This is a genomic window from Streptomyces chromofuscus (genome assembly GCF_015160875.1).
Taxonomy (GTDB): Bacteria; Actinomycetota; Actinomycetes; order Streptomycetales; family Streptomycetaceae; genus Streptomyces; species Streptomyces chromofuscus.
Genome location: NZ_CP063374.1, coordinates 4,050,189 through 4,070,097, shown reverse-complemented (window position 1 = coordinate 4,070,097; position 19,909 = coordinate 4,050,189). Strand labels below are relative to the sequence as shown.

Annotated in this window: 14 protein-coding genes; 4 read left to right on the top strand and 10 right to left on the bottom strand. The window is 69.0% G+C overall.

Translation table 11 applies throughout. The features are described 5' to 3' along the window. Positions 1-35: 35 nt before the first annotated feature. The 3 genes from trxB to sigM all read right to left on the bottom strand — a co-directional run bounded on the left by trxB (position 36) and on the right by sigM (position 2,821). A complete protein-coding gene (trxB, locus tag IPT68_RS18370; protein ID WP_189695988.1) occupies positions 36-1,004 on the bottom strand; it encodes a thioredoxin-disulfide reductase in 969 nt (322 codons plus the stop codon). Positions 1,005-1,184: 180 nt separating this feature from the next. Further along, positions 1,185-2,099, bottom strand: coding sequence for an anti-sigma factor family protein (locus IPT68_RS18365; RefSeq protein ID WP_189695989.1), 915 nt, complete (start codon positions 2,097-2,099; stop codon positions 1,185-1,187). Next, complete coding sequence (sigM, locus tag IPT68_RS18360; protein ID WP_189695990.1) at positions 2,096-2,821, bottom strand: RNA polymerase sigma factor SigM; 726 nt, start codon at positions 2,819-2,821, stop codon at positions 2,096-2,098. Before sigM ends, IPT68_RS18365 begins: the two co-directional genes overlap by 4 nt. Positions 2,822-3,058: 237 nt before the next feature. Between sigM and IPT68_RS18355 the strand changes: the two genes are divergently transcribed. Then, a complete protein-coding gene (locus IPT68_RS18355) occupies positions 3,059-3,511 on the top strand; it encodes a hypothetical protein (protein ID WP_189695991.1) in 453 nt (150 codons plus the stop codon). 303 nt (positions 3,512-3,814) lie between these two features. Further along, complete coding sequence (locus IPT68_RS18350) at positions 3,815-4,525, top strand: hypothetical protein (RefSeq protein ID WP_189695992.1); 711 nt, start codon at positions 3,815-3,817, stop codon at positions 4,523-4,525. Between the two features lie 54 nt (positions 4,526-4,579). On the opposite strand, the gene IPT68_RS18345 is transcribed toward IPT68_RS18350, so the two are convergent. The 3 genes from IPT68_RS18345 to IPT68_RS18335 form a co-directional block, all read right to left on the bottom strand. Beyond that, complete coding sequence (locus IPT68_RS18345) at positions 4,580-6,292, bottom strand: protein kinase family protein (RefSeq protein WP_189695993.1); 1,713 nt, start codon at positions 6,290-6,292, stop codon at positions 4,580-4,582. 140 nt (positions 6,293-6,432) lie between these two features. Next, on the bottom strand, positions 6,433-8,763 hold the full coding sequence (gene murJ, locus IPT68_RS18340) for a murein biosynthesis integral membrane protein MurJ (RefSeq protein WP_189695994.1): 2,331 nt from the start codon (positions 8,761-8,763) through the stop codon (positions 6,433-6,435). Positions 8,764-8,806: 43 nt separating this feature from the next. After that, complete coding sequence (locus IPT68_RS18335; RefSeq protein WP_189695995.1) at positions 8,807-11,197, bottom strand: DUF6049 family protein; 2,391 nt, start codon at positions 11,195-11,197, stop codon at positions 8,807-8,809. Between the two features lie 278 nt (positions 11,198-11,475). On the opposite strand from IPT68_RS18335, the gene IPT68_RS18330 reads away from it, so the two are divergent. Then, positions 11,476-12,915, top strand: coding sequence for a CCA tRNA nucleotidyltransferase (locus IPT68_RS18330; protein ID WP_189695996.1), 1,440 nt, complete (start codon positions 11,476-11,478; stop codon positions 12,913-12,915). A gap of 114 nt (positions 12,916-13,029) precedes the next feature. Here IPT68_RS18330 and IPT68_RS18325 read toward each other — a convergent pair whose 3' ends face one another. The 4 genes from IPT68_RS18325 to IPT68_RS18310 all read right to left on the bottom strand — a co-directional run bounded on the left by IPT68_RS18325 (position 13,030) and on the right by IPT68_RS18310 (position 16,798). Next, positions 13,030-13,521, bottom strand: a complete 492-nt coding sequence (locus IPT68_RS18325) for an LppU/SCO3897 family protein (protein WP_189695997.1) — start codon at positions 13,519-13,521, stop codon at positions 13,030-13,032. Between the two features lie 126 nt (positions 13,522-13,647). Then, entirely contained in the window at positions 13,648-14,910 is a 1,263-nt protein-coding gene (locus IPT68_RS18320) for an MFS transporter (RefSeq protein ID WP_189695998.1), read from the bottom strand. 76 nt (positions 14,911-14,986) lie between these two features. Further along, a complete protein-coding gene (locus IPT68_RS18315; RefSeq protein WP_189695999.1) occupies positions 14,987-16,069 on the bottom strand; it encodes an inositol-3-phosphate synthase in 1,083 nt (360 codons plus the stop codon). A 45-nt stretch (positions 16,070-16,114) separates the two neighbouring features. Further along, entirely contained in the window at positions 16,115-16,798 is a 684-nt protein-coding gene (locus IPT68_RS18310) for a PadR family transcriptional regulator (RefSeq protein WP_189696000.1), read from the bottom strand. A 374-nt stretch (positions 16,799-17,172) separates the two neighbouring features. Between IPT68_RS18310 and IPT68_RS18305 the strand changes: the two genes are divergently transcribed. After that, positions 17,173-19,881, top strand: a complete 2,709-nt coding sequence (locus IPT68_RS18305) for a transglycosylase domain-containing protein (protein WP_189696001.1) — start codon at positions 17,173-17,175, stop codon at positions 19,879-19,881. The last annotated feature ends 28 nt before the right edge of the window (positions 19,882-19,909 follow it).

Here is a 19,909-nt window from a genome sequence, read left to right as displayed (position 1 = left end):
TCCTTAACTGGTTGGTGCGTGGGGGTGGGGAAGGATCAGACAGTGGTCTTCTCGGGCTCGGCCTTCTCCTCGTCCGCGAGGGCGGCGAGGTAGCGCTCGGCGTCCAGCGCGGCGGAGCAGCCGGTGCCGGCCGCGGTGATCGCCTGGCGGTAGGTGTGGTCCACCACGTCGCCTGCGCCGAAGACACCGGTGAGGTTCGTCCGGGTGGACGGGGCGTTGACCTTCAGGTAGCCCTCCTCGTCCAGGTCGAGCTGGCCCTTGAACAGCTCGGTACGCGGGTCGTGCCCGATCGCGATGAACAGGCCGGTGACCGGCAGGTCCGAGAGCTCGCTGGTCTTGACGTTGCGCAGCTTCAGACCGGAGAGCTTCGGGTCGCCCTGGATCTCCGCGATCTCGCTGTCCCAGACGAAGGTGATCTTCGGGTCCCCGAAGGCACGCTCCTGCATCGCCTTGGAGGCGCGCAGGGTGTCCCGGCGGTGGACGACCGTCACCGACTTGGCGAAGCGCGAGAGGAAGGTGGCCTCCTCCATCGCGGTGTCGCCGCCGCCGATCACGGCGATGTCCTGGTCCTTGAAGAAGAAGCCGTCACAGGTGGCGCACCAGGAGACACCGCGGCCGGACAGGGCGTCCTCGTTCGGCAGGCCGAGCTTGCGGTGCTGCGAGCCGGTGGCGACGATCACGGCCTTCGCACGGTGGACCGTGCCGGCGGTGTCGGTCACGGTCTTGATCTCACCGGTCAGGTCGACGGAGACGATGTCGTCCGGAACGAGCTCGGCACCGAAGCGCTCCGCCTGGGCGCGCATGTTGTCCATGAGCTCGGGGCCCATGATGCCGTTCTGGAAGCCAGGGAAGTTCTCCACGTCCGTGGTGTTCATCAGGGCGCCACCGGCGGTGACGGCACCCTCGAACACCAGCGGCTTCAGCGACGCGCGCGCGGTGTAGAGCGCCGCCGTGTAGCCGGCGGGCCCGGAGCCGATGATAATCACGTTACGGACGTCGCTCACGGCTTGATTCCTCGTCTCTGGACTGCGTCGGTCGACCGGTGGGAGCCCCTTTCAGAACTCTCACCCCACCCAACGGATCCTAAGGGGCGCGCATTCCCGCTGTGCCCGGGCACACGGAGAGCCGTCCCTGGAGCTGATACCCGTGGGAGAGCGGACCAGACGAGGGGTGCAGGTGCGTCCTCAGCCCTGCCGGTAGGTGTGCTCCAACAGGACCTCGGCGGAAGCCGAAGGCGCCTCCTTCACGCACGTGGAATCAACGACGTACGCCGTGACCCGTGAGGGGGCCGAGGTGTCGGGCATGACCACGAGCAGAGCGCTGGTCCCCTGATATGTACCGGACTCGGTCGCCAGGGCGTCGTCATCGCGACCGATGCCCTTCCGCACGCACTCGGGCACCGGGACCGTGGGCCTGGTGAGGATGCGGGGACCATCGCTGCCGGGCACCGACTCCGCACCCGGATCGCGGGGGGTACGCGACGTGCCACCGGACTTGTCGCTCTGGGTCAGGAGGTCCGCGACCTTCTCCTCGAGCTTGCCCGAGGAGAAGGTGTCGGCAGCCGCGGACTGCCGTTCCTGGGCGGTCGTGCCCCGGTTGTCGTCCATTGAGGACACCAAGAGGGAGGCCAGCCCGAGGGCGCCGACGGAGAGGACGGTGCCCAGAACGGCGACCCTGCGGCGCCCTCCGCGCCCGCGGCCCTTGCGCCCCGGCCCTGTGGTGGAGGTGTGGGCATGACCCGACGGGCGATCCGCCGCAGTCGATGTTTCACGTGAAACATGCGCGCCGTCGTCCGTGTGCGCTGTCTCCACGGACACCGGGGCGCTCGGCGCCTCGGGCGCCGTGGCATTGAGCAAGGCCTCCGCGGCGAGGGCGGCGTCGATCCGCTCGGCGACATCGGCAGGCATGCGGGCCGGGCCCGGCAGCGTGCCGAGCAGCCCGCGGATCTCCTCGAGCGAGGTGAGGACATCCGCGCAGAGCTCGCACGCGTCCAGATGGCGCCGCACATCAGCGGTCCGGGACGGGGGAAGCAGGCCTTCGGTGAGGTCGGAGATCTCCGTGACGTCCGGGTGCCCCGCCGTGTCCGTCGTGGAAGTCACGCTCGCCCACCTCCGCCCTTCACAGCAGCTGAATCGCTTGGTCCTGCATGCCGCGGGCCCGCGTCGTGTGGTCCCGCTGCCGGTGGGACGGATGTCCTCTGCGCCCGGTTCCGTCCGGCGGCCGGCTCTTCGGTGTCGTCGGCCTGCCCCGGTCGCAGATGGGTGAGCAGCGGCAGGAGCCGGGCTCTGCCGCGGGCGCAGCGGCTCTTCACCGTCCCGGTCGGGACATCGAGGAAGCGGGCGGCCTCGGCGACCGGGTAGCCCTGCATGTCCACCAGGACGAGGGCGGCGCGCTGGTCGGGAGGGAGTGTGCCGAGTGCTTCGAGGAGCTGGCGGTGCAGATCGTTGCGCTCAGCGGGCGCGGAGGCCGACTCGTGCGGCTCCAGCAGCTGCTCCAGCCGCTCCGTGTCGTCGACGGGGGACGTCTTGCGGGACGCCGCCTTGCGGGCGCGGTCGAGGCAGGCGTTCACCGTGATGCGGTGCAGCCAGGTCGTGACGGCCGACTGACCGCGGAAGGTGTGGGCGGCCCGGTAGGCGGAGACGAGAGCGTCCTGGACCGCGTCAGCGGCCTCCTCGCGGTCGCCCAGTGTCCGCAGCGCGACCGCCCAGAGCCGGTCGCGATGGCGGCGTACGAGCTCAGCAAAGGCGTCTCTGTCTCCCGCGACATGGTGCGCAAGGAGATCGGCGTCCGACACATCGGCTCGGCTCGATCCGCTATCCACACATATCCCCCGACTCCCTAGGGGAGGCAACCGTGATGCTGTCAACCCGATTCGTAAGCCTGAGCGCCAGAATGCCACACAGTGGCCGGCCGATGGTCCGACTGTGCCGTGAAAGAGGGTCAGGCTGTTGCTTTAGGAAGTTCAGCTGTGCGCTCACTGTGAGTAGACTCCGCGCGTTGATCATTTTCTTCGCGGGCACAGCGCTGCGTTTCTGCGGGATAACTAGGGGAGGGACAAGTGAAGCGTCGCATCACGGCGGCGGTGCTCTCGGTTTCTGCGGCGTTCCTGGCGCTGCTGCCGACGAACGCGTCGGCAGCCACGTACACCAACTGCCCGAGCGGTAGCCGGTGTCTGCAGCTCTACTACAACTCGGCCTGGTCCGGGTCGCACACAGCGTTTACGAGCTCTGTGTCCGACTTCGCGGGCTACACGTTCCTGAGCTCGGGCAACGGCCAGGGGCAGACGGTGAAGAACAACGCGGCCTCTGCCTCACTGCTCACGTACCCGGCGAACGACGTCAACGCCGCGATCTTCTTCTACAGCGGTTACGGGGGTGCCTGCGACTTCCTGTACGGGTATGGCGACGGCTCGTACAACGACGTGAAGCAGTTGGGCCCGACGTACAACGAGAACGCCTCGTTCTACTTCACGGGCAGCGGCCCCACGACGAACTGCGCGGTCTGGCGCTGACGTCGGCAGGTCCTTCGGCGGGTGAGGTTCGTTCCTCACCCGCCGTTCCGTTGTAGGCAGGGATCAAGGAATCAACAGGTGGCAGGTAGAACACTTTGGTCCTGGGCTCCCGCGAGCGTCGCGCTGGTCGGCCTGAGCCTCACCGCTTTCGCGTGCTCGACCGTCTCGGAGAGGAGCACGGAACACGGCGGTACGGGCACCCGCGCCCCTCAGGCCGTTCCCAGCCCCGCGGGTGTCGCGATCGAGCTCCCCATGGACCGGTACCGGCTACAGGGGAGCGACCTGGCGTCCGTTGAGGGTGCCGTGACCGAGGTCACCAGGACGTGCATGAAGCGCCTCGGCTTCAGGTATCGGCCAGCCAACAGCGAACCGCGTGAGTGGGGCGCGGAGGAGAACCGGCGCTACGGCATTCAGGATCCGGCCCGCGCGGCTGCCTATGGCTACCGTCCGATCTCGGTCGTGCATCCGCCCGAGGAGAGCAAGACGGAGTACTCGGACGCCGAGGTGGCCGCCCTGTCCGGCAGGGACAAGCAGGGAAAGGCTCTGGCCCAGGGAGCCAAGGCGTCGAACGGCGAACCCATCCCCAGCGGCGGGTGCAGCGGTGAGGCGGATCGGACCGTCCGGGTTCCTTACGACTACGCCAAGGGCGTGGCGGCGGCTCGGACTGTCGACTTCGACGGGTTCGAGACGTCACTCACCGATCCGGAGGTGGAGAAGGCTTTCTCCGATTGGTCGTCCTGCATGAAGGCCAAGGGGTACACGTATGCCACCCCGCTGGCGGCCATGGGGAGCGCCGAGTTCTCCAAAGGACCCATCTCCGACCATGAGCGTGCCGTGGCTCAGCGCGACGTGGAGTGCAAGAAGAAGGTGGACCTCATCCGTCGCTGGAACACGGCCGAGTCCGCGATACAGAGGAGCCTGATCAAGAAGAACAAGGTGGTTCTCGACCGGTTCCTGGATCTGCAGACCGCCAAAGTGGCTGCCGCTCGGAAGCTGCTCGGTACGGACGACTGAAGCGGTCGGTCCGCGGCCTTGAACGGTTGCGGACCGACCTCGTCGTGTGGAGCTTCAGCTGGTCACCTTGACGTCGATCATCCTGCCGCGCCACTTGCCGTCGTCCGCCTGTATCGGCAGCTCGGTGAGCCACACCAGCAGGTACCGGGAGGTGAGGGTCTTGCCCGGCTTGAGCGTCACCGTCGTACCCGAACCCTCGGCGACCTTGCTGTAGCTGTCGAAGGACGTCGGCATTCCGCTGGTGTCGCCGGAAGCGGTGCGGAGCTCGACCGACGTACTTCCCTTGAAGGCGACGGTCACCTTTCCGACCTGCTGGGCCTTGCCGAGGTCGAGGATGACTCCGACGCCCGGCTTCAGGTTCCCGAAGTTGGCGCCCTCGTAGTAGCTGGTCTGCCAGTACGTACCCGGAGTGGTGTCGTAGACCTTGTCCACGTCGTCGGGGTACTCCTCGCCGTCGCTGCCCAACGGGTCGAAGTCATGGGCGCTCTGGATGGCGATCGGCTTGCCGCTCGTCGGCTTATCAGGGCTCTTGTCGTTCCCGTCCGTCGTCTGCGACTTGTTCGGGTCGTCCGACTGGTTGCCGCGCTCCATCAGCGCATCCGCGAGCTGCCAGCTGCCCAGCCCCAGCGCGGCGATGAGCAGCGCGGACACGGCCCACTTCAGGGCCTTGCCGGTACGGCTCTGCAGCGGGGGCGGCGGGGACGGCACCGGCTGGGTGGCGCCGGGATGCGGTGCGGGGCGGCCGTACGTGCCCTGCTGGTACGTGGTGCGCTGGTAGTCCGGCGGCGCCGTGAAGGCGGGCTCCGGCGGGCGGATGCGGGGCATCTCGCCGATCGCCTTCACCAGTTCCTCCGGCGTCGTGCAGGGCGACTCGTGACGCGAGGCGGTGGCACCGTCGTTGGCGAGGGCGCGCATGGCGAGCTCGGACAGGCCGCGGTGGACGCCGGCCCGCACCTGGTCCGGGGGGATCAGGCCGATGTCCTTGGGCAGCCCCGACAGGCCGTAGGCGTCGCTCTCGTAGGGCCAGCGCTGGGTCAGCGACGCGTAGAGCAGGGCGCCGATCGCCTCGGTGTCCGTGCGCTGCGGGGTGTCGGAACTGATGCCGCGCAGGGCGGCGTTCACGGCCAGGCCGCGGATGCGCCACTGTCCGGTGGACGTGCGCAGGACGGCGTTGGGGTTCAGCCGGAGATGGCCGAGGCCCTCGCGGTGGGCGGCGGCCATGGCGGCGGAGACCTGACTGACCATCTGGTAGGCGTCGTGCGGTTCCAGCGGCCCGGAGGCCAGGAGGGTGCTGAGCTCCGTGGCGTCCGGCAGCCACTCGTGTACGACGTACACGAGGTCGTTCTCATCGACGGCGTCGAGGACCTGGACGAAGCGGGGATCGCCGAGCAGCGCCGAGGAGCGGGCCGCGGCCAGCACGGAACGGGCCCGGGCATGGTCGGCGGGCAGGACGTGCACGCCGACGGCGCGGCGCAGCTTCTCGTCCACCGCACGCCAACTGCTGAAACCGTCCAGACGGGTGACGCAGTCCTCGAGCCGGTAGCGTCTCGCGAGCTTGTGACCGCTGTGCAGTTCGGGCGGCGAGGCCTTCGCTCCGGGACGCTCGGTCCCACCACTCCCCTGTGCCACGTCGTGTTCCGTGCCCCACTCCGGGTTGTTGGCCACCCCGTCGGCCGTGGACTGGTCCGCCTGGTCCGCCTTGGCGGTCAGCGGCTCTTCGCCGCTGTTGTCTGCCACGTCGACGGCAGCCGTGCTACGTTCCGCCACCGTCGTTCCTGCCTCCCCATCCATAGCGCGCCGGCCGAACCCCGTTGCACGCCGTCCGACGCCGAAACCAATTGTGCCCACAGTCCGCCGCTATGCACGACACGCGGCGGCGGACGATGGTTGTGCGCCTACCCCCCGATTCAGCGGCCCAGACGCCCCCGGACCATACCGACGAGCGAGTTCAGCTCCTCGATGCGCATCCGGCGGGCGGCGACGTAGAAGATGCCCAGCAGGACGGCTCCGCCGGCCACCAGCGCGGCGAGGGACGCGAAGACGCCCTGTCCGATGGCCTGGATGATGTAGTAGCAGGCCGCGCCGCTCAGCAGCGCCGCCGGTACCGAGGCGATGCTCAGGCGGGCGTACGTACGCATCACGCGGGCGCCGTCCAGGTCGCCGCCCAGCCGCTTGCGCAGCCGGCGCCAGGCGACACCGACGCCGATGACGTAGGCGAGGCCGTAGGAGGCGGCCATGCCGACGACGGCCCAGCGGGCGGGGAGCAGGACGTAACACAGGCCCGACGCCCCCGCGTTGACCGCGGCGACGATGACCGTGTTGTAGAAGGGCGTGCGGGTGTCCTCGTAGGCGTAGAACGCGCGCAGGACGACGTACTGCACCGAGTAGGGGATCAGGCCGAGGCCGAAGGCCATCAGCATGTAGCCCATGTTGGTGGCCGCGGTGGTGCCTGAGGAGCCGAAGATCAGGGTGCACATCGGGACGCCGAGCGCGAGGAAGCCGAAGGCGATCGGAACGATCGCGACGGCCGTCGTGCGCAGGCCCTGGGAGATGTCGTCGCGGACGGCGCCCGCGTCCTCCTCGGCGGCGGAGCGCGAGATGCGCGGCAGCAGGGCGGCCATCAGGGAGACCGTGATGATGGCCTGCGGGAGGCCCCAGATGAGCTGGGCGTTGGCGTAGGCGCTGAAACCGGTACCGGCGATGCCCTTGTCGGAGACGGCGGCGGTGGCGAGCTGGGTGACGACGAGCGCGCCCGCCTGGTTCGCGAGGACGAACAGGATCGTCCACTTGGCGAGCATCGTGGCCTTGCCGAGGCCGTGGCCCTTCCAGTCGAAGCGCAGGCGGAGCCTGAACCCGGTCTCGCGCAGGTACGGGATCATCGCCAGTGCCTGGACGACGAGGCCGAGCAGGATGCCGACGCCCAGGAGCCGCTCGCCCTCCGGGGGGATGTTCGCGACCGTCATCCCGGAGTCGGCGGCGCTGCCGTACACCCAGAGGAACATGCCGAGCGTGACGATGATGACGATGTTGTTCAGGACCGGCGTCCACATCATCGCGCCGAACCGGCCGCGGGCGTTGAGGATCTGACCCATCACCACGTGGATGCCCATGAAGAAGATCGAGGGCAGGAAGTAGCGGGTGAAGGTGACCGCGGTGTCGTTGGCCGCGGGGTTGCTGGCGACGGGGACTGAAAGCGCCCGGACCAGCAGCGGCGCGGCGAACATGGCGAGCACGGTGAGGGCGCCGAGGATCACCATGACCAGGGTCAGCAGTCGGTTGGCGTAGGACTCGCCGCCGTCGTCGTCCTCTTTCATGGCGCGGACGAGCTGGGGGACGAAGACCGAGTTGAGACCGCCGCCGACGGTCAGGATGTAGATCATCGTCGGCAGCTGGTAGGCCACCTGGAAGGCGTCGCCCAGCAGGGCGAGGCCGAGGGCCGAGACGATCATCGCCGACCGGATGAACCCGGTGAGGCGGGACACCAGGGTGCCGGCCGCCATGACGGCGCTGGACTTCAGCAGGCCCCCGGCCCGTCCGCCCTTGGCCGGGGCGGCGGGAGCGGGAGCGGGCCGTGGGGCGGACGGCTGGTACGGCTCGGCGGACGCCTGGGCACCGCCGTACTCAGCCTCCGGTGCCTGCCCGGGTGCCTGAACACCGCCGTACTGGCCCTCCGCGGCGTGCGTCCCCTCGTACTGTCCCGCCGGGCCGTACCCGGTTCCCGGGGCGGGGGCCGGGCCCGGCACGCCCGCGTAGTCCATCGGCGGGCGGACGCCGGTCTGCTGCTGGTCCCGGAACAGGTGCGCGAAGGCGTCGGGCTCGTGGCGCTGGTCACCGGCCTGGGTGACCAGGTCGTCGACGCCCACGTACTGGGTCGTGCGGGGGTCGTCGCCGAACGGCAGGTGCTGCGTGGGACCCGCCGGCTCCGGGGCCGGCGTCTGGGCCCACACCCGCGGGTCGGGCGCGTACGGCGACTGGGGCGGCTGGGCGTACAGCTGCTGCGGCGACTGGTACGTGCCCGGGGGCGGCGGCGGGTGTGCCGCGCGGTCGTAGAGCGCCTCGGTCACAGGGTCCTGGGCGGCGAGGTCCTGCGCCCGGTAGGGGTCCTGTTCGTAGGCGTCCTGGAGGTACATGTCCGCGGGGTGCTGCGGCGGCACCTGGCCGTGCTCGGGCGGCGGGCCCTCGGGGTGACCCGAGCTGCCCGCGGCCTGGCCGCGGTCACCGTCGTACGGCGCGTTCATGGTTACCCCACCTCATCGTCCCGGGCCCACCGGCCACGACATCTCAACGGTCCACTCTCTCACCCGTCGCGGACGGGTCTGCGCTTTCCGCTGGGGTGTCCGGCCCAGGGTCACTCGGCTGCTCCGGGTCGCCTGCCCCGTGCCGGGGACCGGACTCCTCCCTGAGACGGTCCGTGGACCCTTCAGGGTTCTCCGGACCGTCGGCGGGCTCGTCGGCCGTGTCCGGGATGTCCTCCTCCGCCTCCCGGGCGGCCGCGCGCTTGCGCTGGGTGTACATCCGGAAGCCGGCGAGGACGAGGAGCAGAACGCCGCCGCCGATCACCAGCATCACCGTGGCGGTGATCTCGGTGACCTTCACGTCGAAGTAGACGGGCGGTCCGTAGGGCTTGCCGTCCTGCGTGAACAGCTGTGCCTTGACGGTCACCCGGCCGTTGGCGTTCGCGGACGTGGCGAACTTCACCGACTGGCTATGACCGCCCGAGACGGTGACGGGCTGTTCGGCGTAGCCCTTGCCGACGATCTCCAGTCGGGTGGGGCTGGTCGAGGTGAGCCGCAGGACCAGGTGGTCGACGTCCTGCACCAGGTTGTTCTGGACGGTCACCGGGATGGTGGCGCTGCGGCCGGAGAGCTTGGTCTCCGACTTGTCGATCAGGGTGACTCCCGCGGCGAGGCCGTCGAGGTAGTCCTCCACGCCGTCGCGGTAGTTCTGGCCCTCGGCGGCCCGGCCGCGCCAGGAGCTGGACATCTCGCGGTTTATGGCGCGCCCGAAGGGGGTCACCACGCGGGACTGGTCGGTGAGGATCACCCTGAAGCTGTCGAGCTTGACGTGCGTGCGCGCGATCTGCTCGAAGGCCCAGCGCGGCAGTTCCTGCTTGCGCAGCGAGGACGGGTACGCGGAGGCCGACGGCACCTTCCGGGTGGCCGCGGGGTCGGGCTTGGCCTTGGCGGCCGCGCCGAGGTTCTGGGACTCGCTCCAGCCGCCGGTCTGCAGTGCCGTGATCGCCTCGGCCATGGCCTGGGCCTGGCTCGCGGTCGGCATGCGCTGCGGGGCGACGACGATGCTGCGCTGCTGGTTGGTCTGCAGGTTCAGGGCGAGGCTCTGGGCGAGGAAACGCTGCACGGACAGCGTCTTGACGGAGGCCTTCGTCAGATCGCCCTGGAAGGCCGTCGACAGCCGTGCGTCCGCGACCACCGCCGTGGTGCCGCCGCCGATGGGACGGGCCGCGGACGGCGTGTACGACAGGTCGCCGGTCTCCTCCAGGCTGTCGCTGCGGGCGATCACCTTGTCGGCGCCGGCGGAGGTGGCGACCTTGACGATCGACGGGTCCACGGCGCCGTCGACGGGCCAGGCGAAGTCGGTGTTCGGCTTCACGTGGAGGATCGGCTCCACCGTGTTGGCGACGACGTCCGTGGCCTCCTTGAGGCGGCTCAGCGAGCCGGTGACGTTCGTCCCGTTGTGGGCGAGGGATGCCAGGTCCGGGTCGGCGTAGGGCAGGGCGACGACCTCCTTGTCGGCCACCGCCTTCTGCAGGTTCGCCAGCCACTGCTTGGCGGCCGCCTGGTGCGTGCCCGGCGCGGTGGTGTCGCCCTCGCCCTGGACGCGGTAGCCGCGGGCCATCGCGTCGACGGAGGCCAGGAGGTCCGGGTCGATCACCCAGGTGACGTCGAGGTCCCTGCCCAGCGACACGAGCTGCTCCAGGCGGCCGCCCGGAGCGATCTCCTTGGCCAGGTCGTCGTCGCGGAAGACCGGCGTCTGCTGTTCGTTCGACCCCGTCTCCGCCGTCATGTGCGCGGTCGACACGAGCGGCCACAGGAACGTCGTCTTCGTCTTCGTGTCCGCCTCTTCGGGCTGCCACGGAAGAAACGTCCGCTGGATGCCCAGCACCTGGTCCCAGGGCTGCGCGGACGTCTCGCCCGACAGGGCGACGCCGAGCTGGTAGACGCCGGCATCGCCGAGGTCCAGCTCGTCGACCGGCACGGAGATGCTGAAGCGCTGGGCGACGCCCGGCGTGAGCTTCGCGAACTCCTGGCGGTACGTGTCGTCGACCTCCGTGCCGTCGGAGCCCGGGGAGTGGCCGGTGCGCTTGGCGACGCTGTCGATCGACGAGCGGGTCGTGATCTCCGGGCCCGTGCGCAGGTCCACATGGGCGTCGGTGACCGCCTGCTTGCCGTGGTTGGTGACCGTGCCCGAGATGGTCAGCGTGTCGCCCCCGGTGGGAGCGGTGGGGCTGAGCGAGTCGAGGGCGACGGTCACTGTGCGGGAACCGGAGGCCTGCCGCGCGGAGGACTGCCCGGCGGCGTCCGCTGCGGGGGCGGCGGGCAGCTGGACCAGTCCTGCCAGCAGCGGCGCCCCGGCCAGCACCGCCCCGGTGCGCCTCAACCACCGGCGGGCAGGTGAGGGACTCGTCCCCTGGAAGTCTGCCGCCTCGGCCACGCGCTCGCCCGTCCCTCGTCGTCAGTGGTCGTCGGAATGTGCGTCCACGCATGGTAACGATGCCCGCTGAGGGGAAGTGCCGCGGTCTGCTCCTGGAGATCGGGGGAGCGGGGGCCGCTGTCCCGAATGTGCGCCTATGAAGAGGAACACTTCCGTACGCCGTGAGGGCGTGCCTTGTGCCGTATGCGACGCGGGTGTTCGTGCCCCTGCAGACGCGGGTGTTCGCCCCCCTTAATCGAGACGCTCGCGGTCGTCCGGGCCACGTACCCTGTTCTGTTGTGCCGAACGCCAACGATGACACCCGTGCCCTGAGTCAGGTGCCGCCCGCCGCGCCGAGTGAGCCGCTGCGGGTCGCGCCTGTCGCCGACGACCTCGCCCGCCGCTTTCAGGAGGCCGGGTTCTCACTTGCCCTGGTCGGCGGTTCGGTGCGGGACGCGCTGCTCGGCCGGCTCGGCAACGATCTGGACTTCACGACCGACGCCCGTCCCCAGGACGTCCTGAAGATCGTGCGGCCGTGGGCGGACTCCGTCTGGGACGTCGGGATCGCCTTCGGCACGGTCGGCGCCCAGAAGGACGGCTTTCAGATCGAGGTGACGACCTACCGGTCGGAGGCCTACGACCGGACGTCGCGCAAGCCGGAGGTGTCGTACGGCGACTCCATCGAGGAGGACCTCGTCCGGCGCGACTTCACCGTGAATGCGATGGCCGTCGCGCTGCCGGAGAACAAGTTCATCGATCCGCACGGCGGACTCGACGATCTGGCGGCGCGCGTCCTCCGTACGCCGGGCACTCCGGAGGAGTCCTTCTCGGACGATCCGCTGCGGATGATGCGGGCCGCGCGCTTCGCGGCCCAGCTGGACTTCGAAGTGGCGCCCGAGGTCGTCACGGCGATGAAGGAGATGGCCGGGCGCCTGGAGATCGTCTCGGCCGAGCGGGTCCGGGAGGAGCTGAACAAGCTCATCCTGTCCCGGCACCCCCGCAAGGGTCTGTCGCTGCTGGTCGACACCGGACTCGCCGATCATGTGCTGCCGGAGCTGCCGGCCCTGCGGCTGGAGCGTGACGAGCACCACCGACACAAGGACGTCTACGACCACACGCTGATCGTCCTGGAGCAGGCGATGGCGCTGGAGGAGAACGGCCCCGACCTGACCCTCCGCCTGGCCGCGCTGCTGCACGACATCGGCAAGCCGCGGACGCGCCGCTTCGAGAAGGACGGGCGGGTCTCGTTCCACCACCACGAGGTGGTCGGCGCGAAGATGACCAAGAAGCGGATGACGGCGCTCAAGTACTCCAACGAGCTCGTGAAGGACGTCTCACGCCTGGTCGAGCTCCACCTCCGCTTCCACGGTTATGGCACCGGCGAGTGGACCGACTCGGCTGTCCGTCGCTACGTCCGGGACGCCGGGCCCCTCCTCGACCGGCTTCACAAACTGACCCGCTCGGACTGCACCACGCGGAACAAGCGCAAGGCGGCGGCACTGTCGCGGGCCTACGACGGTCTGGAGGAGCGGATCGCTCAGCTCCAGGAGCAGGAAGAGCTGGACGCCATCCGTCCCGACCTCGACGGCAACCAGATCATGGAGATCCTCGGCATCAAGCCGGGCCCTGCGGTCGGTCGCGCCTACCAGCACATGCTGGAGCTTCGTCTGGAGAACGGCCCGATGGAGCACGACGACGCGGTCGCGGCGCTCAAGGAGTGGTGGGCCGAGCAGGGCTGAGGCCGTGGGACGTGCCGATGTTTCACGTGAAACACCGGTCCGCCACACGCCCTCCCCGAACGCGAAGAGGGGCGATGTTTCACGTGAAACATCGCCCCTCTTCGCTGCGTCCGATCAGACGTCCCCGAGGCAGAGCAGGAACTCGGCCCCGTCACCGGTCTCGGCGTAGAAGCCCGTGGCCTCCTTGACCTTGCGGCATTCGGTCTCGGCGGTGATCTCCGAGTAGTTGCCCTCGACCTTCTTCAGGACCTTGGCCTCAGCCTCGGAGGACGTGCACTCCACGACCTCCATACGGTCCGAGGAGGACGAGGCGGACTTCAGGCAGTCACCCACGGCGGCCTGATCGGCGTCGTCCCGGCTGGCGATGTAGCCGCCGATGACCGCGGTGAGGACCGCGATCACGATGACCACGTTCTTGATCGTCTTGAAGCCGAACTTCCGGCGCGGCTGCTCCGGCGGGACCGGAGCGTACGGGGCGCCCTGCTGCGGGAAGCCGGGCTGCTGGGGCTGGCCGTCCCGGGGCGGGTACGGAGCCTGGGGCTGGCCCTGCGCGTAGGGGTTCTGGCCCTGCGCGAACGGGTTGCCCTGGGGCGGCGGAGTGGTCACTTGGGGGTCCCCCTGGATACGTAGACGTGAGAACGCGCGGAACGTCGCGCGTAAGACCCACGTAAGCTACAGCGCCCCACTGACAACGCCACCACTCAGAGCCGCTCTGTGGCTCTGATGTGACACTCACCGGAGTTCAAAGCGGGCCATAGTCACCGCAACCGTTCCGTAGATCACCGCCACCGTCAGGACCAGCGGGACCGAGCGTCCGTCCGGGGGCAGCATCAGGGCGGCCACTCCGGCGGCGGCGACGAAGGCGACGTTGAACAGGACGTCGTAGAGGGAGAAGATCCGTCCGCGGAAGCCGTCGTCGACCGAGGACTGCACGATCGTGTCCGTGGAGATCTTGGCGCCCTGGGTGGTCAGGCCGAGGACGAATGCCGCGGCCAGCATGGGCTCGGTGGCGAAGGGAAGTCCGAGCACGGGCTCCAGGACGGCGGCGGACGCCGCGCAGACGACGATCCAGCGGCCGGGGCCGAACCGGCCGGCGGCCCAGGGCGTCAATACGGCCGCCGCGAAGAAGCCGGCGCCCGCGATGCCCACCGCCAGCCCCAGCAGCGCGAGTCCGTCGTCGGTGTCGGTGGTGAAGGCGTAGCGGCAGAGCATCAGCAGAGTGACCGTCAGGGCGCCGTAGCAGAACCGCATCAGCGTCATCGACGTGAGCGCCCAGGCGGCCTCCCGTCGTGCGGGAGCGGCGAGATGGCGCAGCCCCGCCACGAGATCGCGGGCGGTGCCGGAGACCGCGGCCCGCAGGCGCGGCTGGATCAACGCTTGGTCCGGGCCCAGCAGTTCCTGTCCGATGCGCAGCGACGCCATGGCGGAGCAGAGGTACAGCGCGGCGCCCACCAGCACCACGGCGGCGTCCGAGTCCGCGATCAGCAGTCGTACGACGAAGGCGAGGCCGCCGCCGGCGGTCGCGGCGAGTGTCCCGGCTGTCGGGGACAGGGAGTTGGCCATCACCAGCCGGTCCTCGTCGACCACGCGGGGCAGCGCGGCGGACAGGCCCGCGAGGACGAATCGGTTGACGGCCGTGACGCACAGGGCGGAGACGTAGAAGAGCCAGTCCGGTACCGGCCTGATCATCAGGACCGCCGTCGCCGAAGCCAGCAGGGCGCGCAGCAGGTTGCCGTACAGGAAGACCTGGCGGCGGCGCCAGCGGTCCAGCAGGACGCCGGCGAACGGGCCCACGAGGGAGTACGGGAGCAGCAGGACCGCCATGGCCGAGGCGATCGCGGCGGGTGAGGTCTGCCGCTCCGGGGAGAAGACGACGTAGGTGGCGAGCCCGACCTGGTACACGCCGTCGGCGCCCTGGGAGAGCAGCCGTACGGCGAGCAGGCGCCGGAAGTACCGGAAGCGGAGCAGGACGCGTAGATCACGTACGACGGCCATGGGCACAGCCTCACATACGGGGAGGACCCCCGGGCGCACTGCCTCGGGGGCCCTCGGCCCGAAAAAGAGGTGAGACCTAGCGCTCGACCTCGCCCTTGATGAACTTCTCGACGTTCTCGCGGGCCTCGTCGTCGAAGTACTGCACCGGCGGGGACTTCATGAAGTAGCTCGACGCGGAGAGGATCGGGCCGCCGATGCCGCGGTCCTTGGCGATCTTCGCGGCGCGCAGGGCGTCGATGATGACGCCGGCCGAGTTCGGGGAGTCCCAGACCTCGAGCTTGTACTCCAAGTTCAGCGGGACGTCACCGAAGGCACGGCCCTCGAGGCGCACGTACGCCCACTTGCGGTCGTCGAGCCAGGCGACGTAGTCGGACGGGCCGATGTGGACGTTCTTCTCGCCGAGGTCCCGGTCGGGGATCTGCGAGGTGACGGCCTGCGTCTTGGAGATCTTCTTGGACTCCAGGCGCTCGCGCTCGAGCATGTTCTTGAAGTCCATGTTGCCGCCGACGTTCAGCTGCATCGTGCGGTCCAGGATGACGCCCCGGTCCTCGAACAGCTTCGCCATGACGCGGTGCGTGATGGTGGCGCCGACCTGGGACTTGATGTCGTCACCGACGATCGGGACACCGGCCTCGGTGAACTTGTCCGCCCACTCCTTGGTGCCGGCGATGAACACCGGGAGGGCGTTGACGAAGGCGACCTTGGCGTCGATGGCGCACTGGGCGTAGTACTTCGCTGCGTCCTCGGAGCCGACGGGCAGGTAGCAGACGAGGACGTCGACCTGCTTGTCCTTGAGGATGTGGACGACGTCGACCGGCTCCTCGGCGGACTCCTCGATGGTCTGGCGGTAGTACTTGCCGAGACCGTCGAGGGTGTGGCCGCGCTGGACGGTGACACCGGTGTTGGGCACGTCGCAAATCTTGATGGTGTTGTTCTCGGATGCGCCGATGGCGTCCGCGAGGTCGAGGCCGACCTTCTTCGCGTCGACATCGAAGGCGGCGACGAACTCCACGTCACGGACGTGGTACTCACCGAACTGGACGTGCATCAGGCCGGGGACCTTGGACGCCGGGTCGGCGTCCTTGTAGTACTCGACTCCCTGCACCAGCGACGCGGCGCAGTTGCCCACGCCGACGATGGCTACGCGAACCGAACCCATTCCGGTTGCTCCCTGTGTGTACTCGGTGAGGCCCTGACGGGGACCTCACGTGGCGGTGTCGTCGGACGAATCCGGCCGGGAGGTGTCCCCGGGCCGGGGCAGGTCGCCCGACGCTCCAGATGTGGTGTCCTGCTGAGCGGACCCCCCGGTGGCGGAACCGCGAAGGTCCCGACCGGCCCGCTCGCTCTCGATGAGCTCGTTCAGCCAGCGCACTTCGCGCTCCACGGACTCCATTCCGTGGCGCTGGAGCTCGAGGGTGTAGTCGTCGAGGCGCTCGCGGGTGCGGGCCAGGGAGGCGCGCATCTTCTCCAGACGCTCCTCCAGCCGGCTGCGGCGCCCCTCCAGCACGCGCATGCGTACGTCACGGGAGGTCTGGCCGAAGAAGGCGAACCGGGCGGCGAAGGTCTCGTCCTCGTACGCGTCGGGGCCCGTCTGCGCGAGCAGCTGCTCGAAGTGCTCCTTACCTTCCGGCGTCAGCCGATAGACGATCTTGGCGCGACGGCCGGCGAGCGGAGCGGCGAGGGCGTCCTCGGTGGTGTTTCCCGGCTCCTCGATCAACCAGCCGTTTGCGACCAGCGTCTTGAGGCAGGGGTAGAGCGTCCCGTAGCTGAACGCCCGGAACACACCCAGTGACGTGTTGAGTCGTTTGCGCAGCTCATAGCCGTGCATCGGAGATTCGCGGAGCAGGCCGAGTACGGCGAACTCGAGGATGCCGGAACGCCGGCTCATCGTCGCCTCCTCTCTGCTGCGGTCGGGCCGCCACGGTCATTATGTCGAGCTGATGTATCGACTCGATACATCACGACGATAGAACGGCGCTGCGAATGCGACAAGGGGCGGAATCGTGAGCGGCGTCACATCACCGATTCGTTGGGGGCGAGTTGCCTGTTTTGGGGTGAACTTCAGGACTAGGTGCGTTTTGGTGCTGCGTAGTCTGTGCGGCATGCACACCACCGGGAACCGAGTTGCGTCTGGGGGCGTCCTTGTCCCTGGTGCAGTACGGGTGAATGCGGAACGGACCGCATCCGTACTTCGGGGGGACCGGAAACCAGCCGCCGTTTCCAGGCGCGCCATGGTGCGCCTGCCCTAGGAGTAGTCGTTCGATGAGCGAGCACCGTCGCAAACCGCCACAGCCGCAGGGAGGCGGACGTGCCGCGGCCCGACGCGGCACGTCCGGTTCGTCCTCCGGCCGCCGTGCGGCACCGCGAGGCGCCACAGGGTCTCCTTCCGACGCGTACGGGTCGGGTTCCTACGAGTCCGGAGGCGAGGAGCGGCCCTACGGCGGCCGCGCCGAGGCCCGGCGCGCGGCGCAGAGAAGTGGTGGTGGCCGACGCAGAGCACCTGACCCCGGCCGGGGCAGCCGGCGCGCTGGCGCGACCGGGCCGGGCCGCGGACGCGCGCCAGCCTCCGACAGCAAGCGGATCATCGACTATCCGCGCGCGGGCCGGTACGGCTGGCGCCGTTGGATGCCGTCCTGGAAGCTCATCTCGGGCCTGTGCCTCGGCTTCTTCGGCAGCATGATCGCCGTCGCGGGCATCGGCTACGCCATGGTGGGCGTCCCGAATGTCGCGCAGGCCGCCAAGGCGCAGAACAACGTCTACTACTGGGCCGACGGCACCGAGATGGTGTCCACGGGCGGGGAGACGAACCGGCAGATCATCAATCTGTCGCAGATCCCCAAGAACATGCAGTACGCGGTCATCTCGCAGGAGAACAAGACCTTCACGACGGACAGCGGCGTCGACCCGAGGGGCATCGCCCGCGCGGTGTTCAACATGGCTCGGGGCGGCGAGACGCAGGGTGGTTCCACCATCACCCAGCAGTACGTCAAGAACGCCATGCTGGACGACCAGTCGCAGACGATCAGCCGTAAGTTCAAAGAGCTCTTCGTCTCCATCAAGGTGGGCGCCTCCGTCCCCAAGGACGACATCATGGAGGGCTACCTCAACACCGCGTACTACGGCCGCAGCGCCTTCGGTATTCAGGCCGCGGCACGCGCCTACTTCAACAAGGAGGCCATCGACCTGAACGCGGGCGAGTGCGCGTTCCTCTCGGCCATGCTCAAGGGCGCCACGTACTACGACCCGGCCGGCGCGACCTCCATCGACCCCGCCGCCACGCCCGAGGACAACAGCAGGCGGGCCCTGACCCAGATGCAGGACACGCTCGACAAGATGGTCGAGTACGGCCACCTGAGCGCCACCGAGCGAGCCAAGTACACGACGCTGCCCAAGGTCGAGAACCCCCGGGCGAACAGGGCGCTGAGCGGCCAGATCGGTTACCTCGTCGACCTGGCCAACGGCTACCTGCTCAACAACAGCGACAAGACCCAGGTCACCGAGCGCAAGCTCCGGGAAGGCGGCCTCTCGATCCACACGACCTTCGACAAGAAGAAGGTCAACGAACTCGAGAAGGCGGTCAAGAAGGTCCAGAAGGCCAACATCGACCCCAAGAAGCGTCCCGACACGGACACGCACGTCCAGTTCGGCGGCGCTTCCGTGGATCCGGCGAGCGGGGCCATCGTGGCCATCTACGGCGGTGAGGACGCCACCAAGCACTTCACCAACAACGCGAACGAGACCGGCGCACAGGTCGGATCGACGTTCAAGCCCTTCGTGCTCGCGGCGGCCATGAACTGGGGCGTCCGCGATCCCGAGCTCGGCCCCACGCAGGCCCAGGACGAACGCACCGTGGTCTCCCCCAAGAGCCTGTACAGCGGCAAGAACAAGCTCAAGATCAAGCAATACGACGGAACGGTCTGGCAGAACGACAAGGGCGAGGAGTGGCTGCAGGTCAACGACGGTGACCAGACGTACGGCGAGGCACCGAAATACCAGATCGACCTCCGTGAGGCGATGCAGCACTCGGTGAACTCGGCCTATGTGCAGCTCGGCATGGACGTCGGCCTGGACAAGGTGAAGGAGGCGGCCGTTCGGGCGGGCGTTCTGGAGTCCAGCCTGGCCGGCATCGACTACCCGTCGTTCTCCCTCGGCATCTCCGACCCCAGCGCGATCCGCATGGCGGGCTCGTACGCCACCTTCGCGGCCAGCGGCAAGCAGAACGACCCGTACTCCGTGAACAAGGTGACGGACAAGGACGGCACGCTCTACGAGCACGCGACTAAGACCGAGCAGGCCTTCACCGCGAAGGTCGCCGACAATGTCACCGACGTCCTGAAGACCGTCGTCGAGGACGGCACGGGTACCAACGCCCAGCTGACGGGCCGGGAGGTGGCCGGCAAGACCGGTACCACCGACGGCAACAAGTCGGCCTGGTTCGTCGGCTACACCCCTCAGCTGTCGACCGCGATCAGCATGTTCCGATACCCGGACGACGAGAGCATCAAGAACCGCACGTTCCTGGAGATGTACGGCACGGGCAACCAGAAGTCGATCCACGGTGCCTCGTTCCCGGCCGAGATCTGGCACGACTACATGGAGCAGGCCCTGAAGGGCGAGCCGGCCAAGAAGTTCCCGACTCCGCAGCCCATCGGTGAGGTGATCAACGAGGCCCCGTCCCCGACGCCGACTCCCACGATCACCGAGACCGAGGAGGAGAGCCCGACCCCCGCGCCGACGCGTACCAAGCCCAAGGACAACACCCCCTCGCCGTCGGCGAGCGGCACCTGTGAGCCGTTCGACTGGAACTGTGAGGAGAACGGTGGCACGGACAACGGCGGCACGGACAACGGTGGCACCGACGGGGGCGTGACCGTCTCACCCGAGCCCACGGAGACGGGCGCGGAGACCACCGGCGGCAACGGCAATGGCAACGGCGGCAACGGGGGCGGCCTCTTCGGAGGCACGACCTAGCCTCCGTATCGCCCGTAGAGGGGTGTTT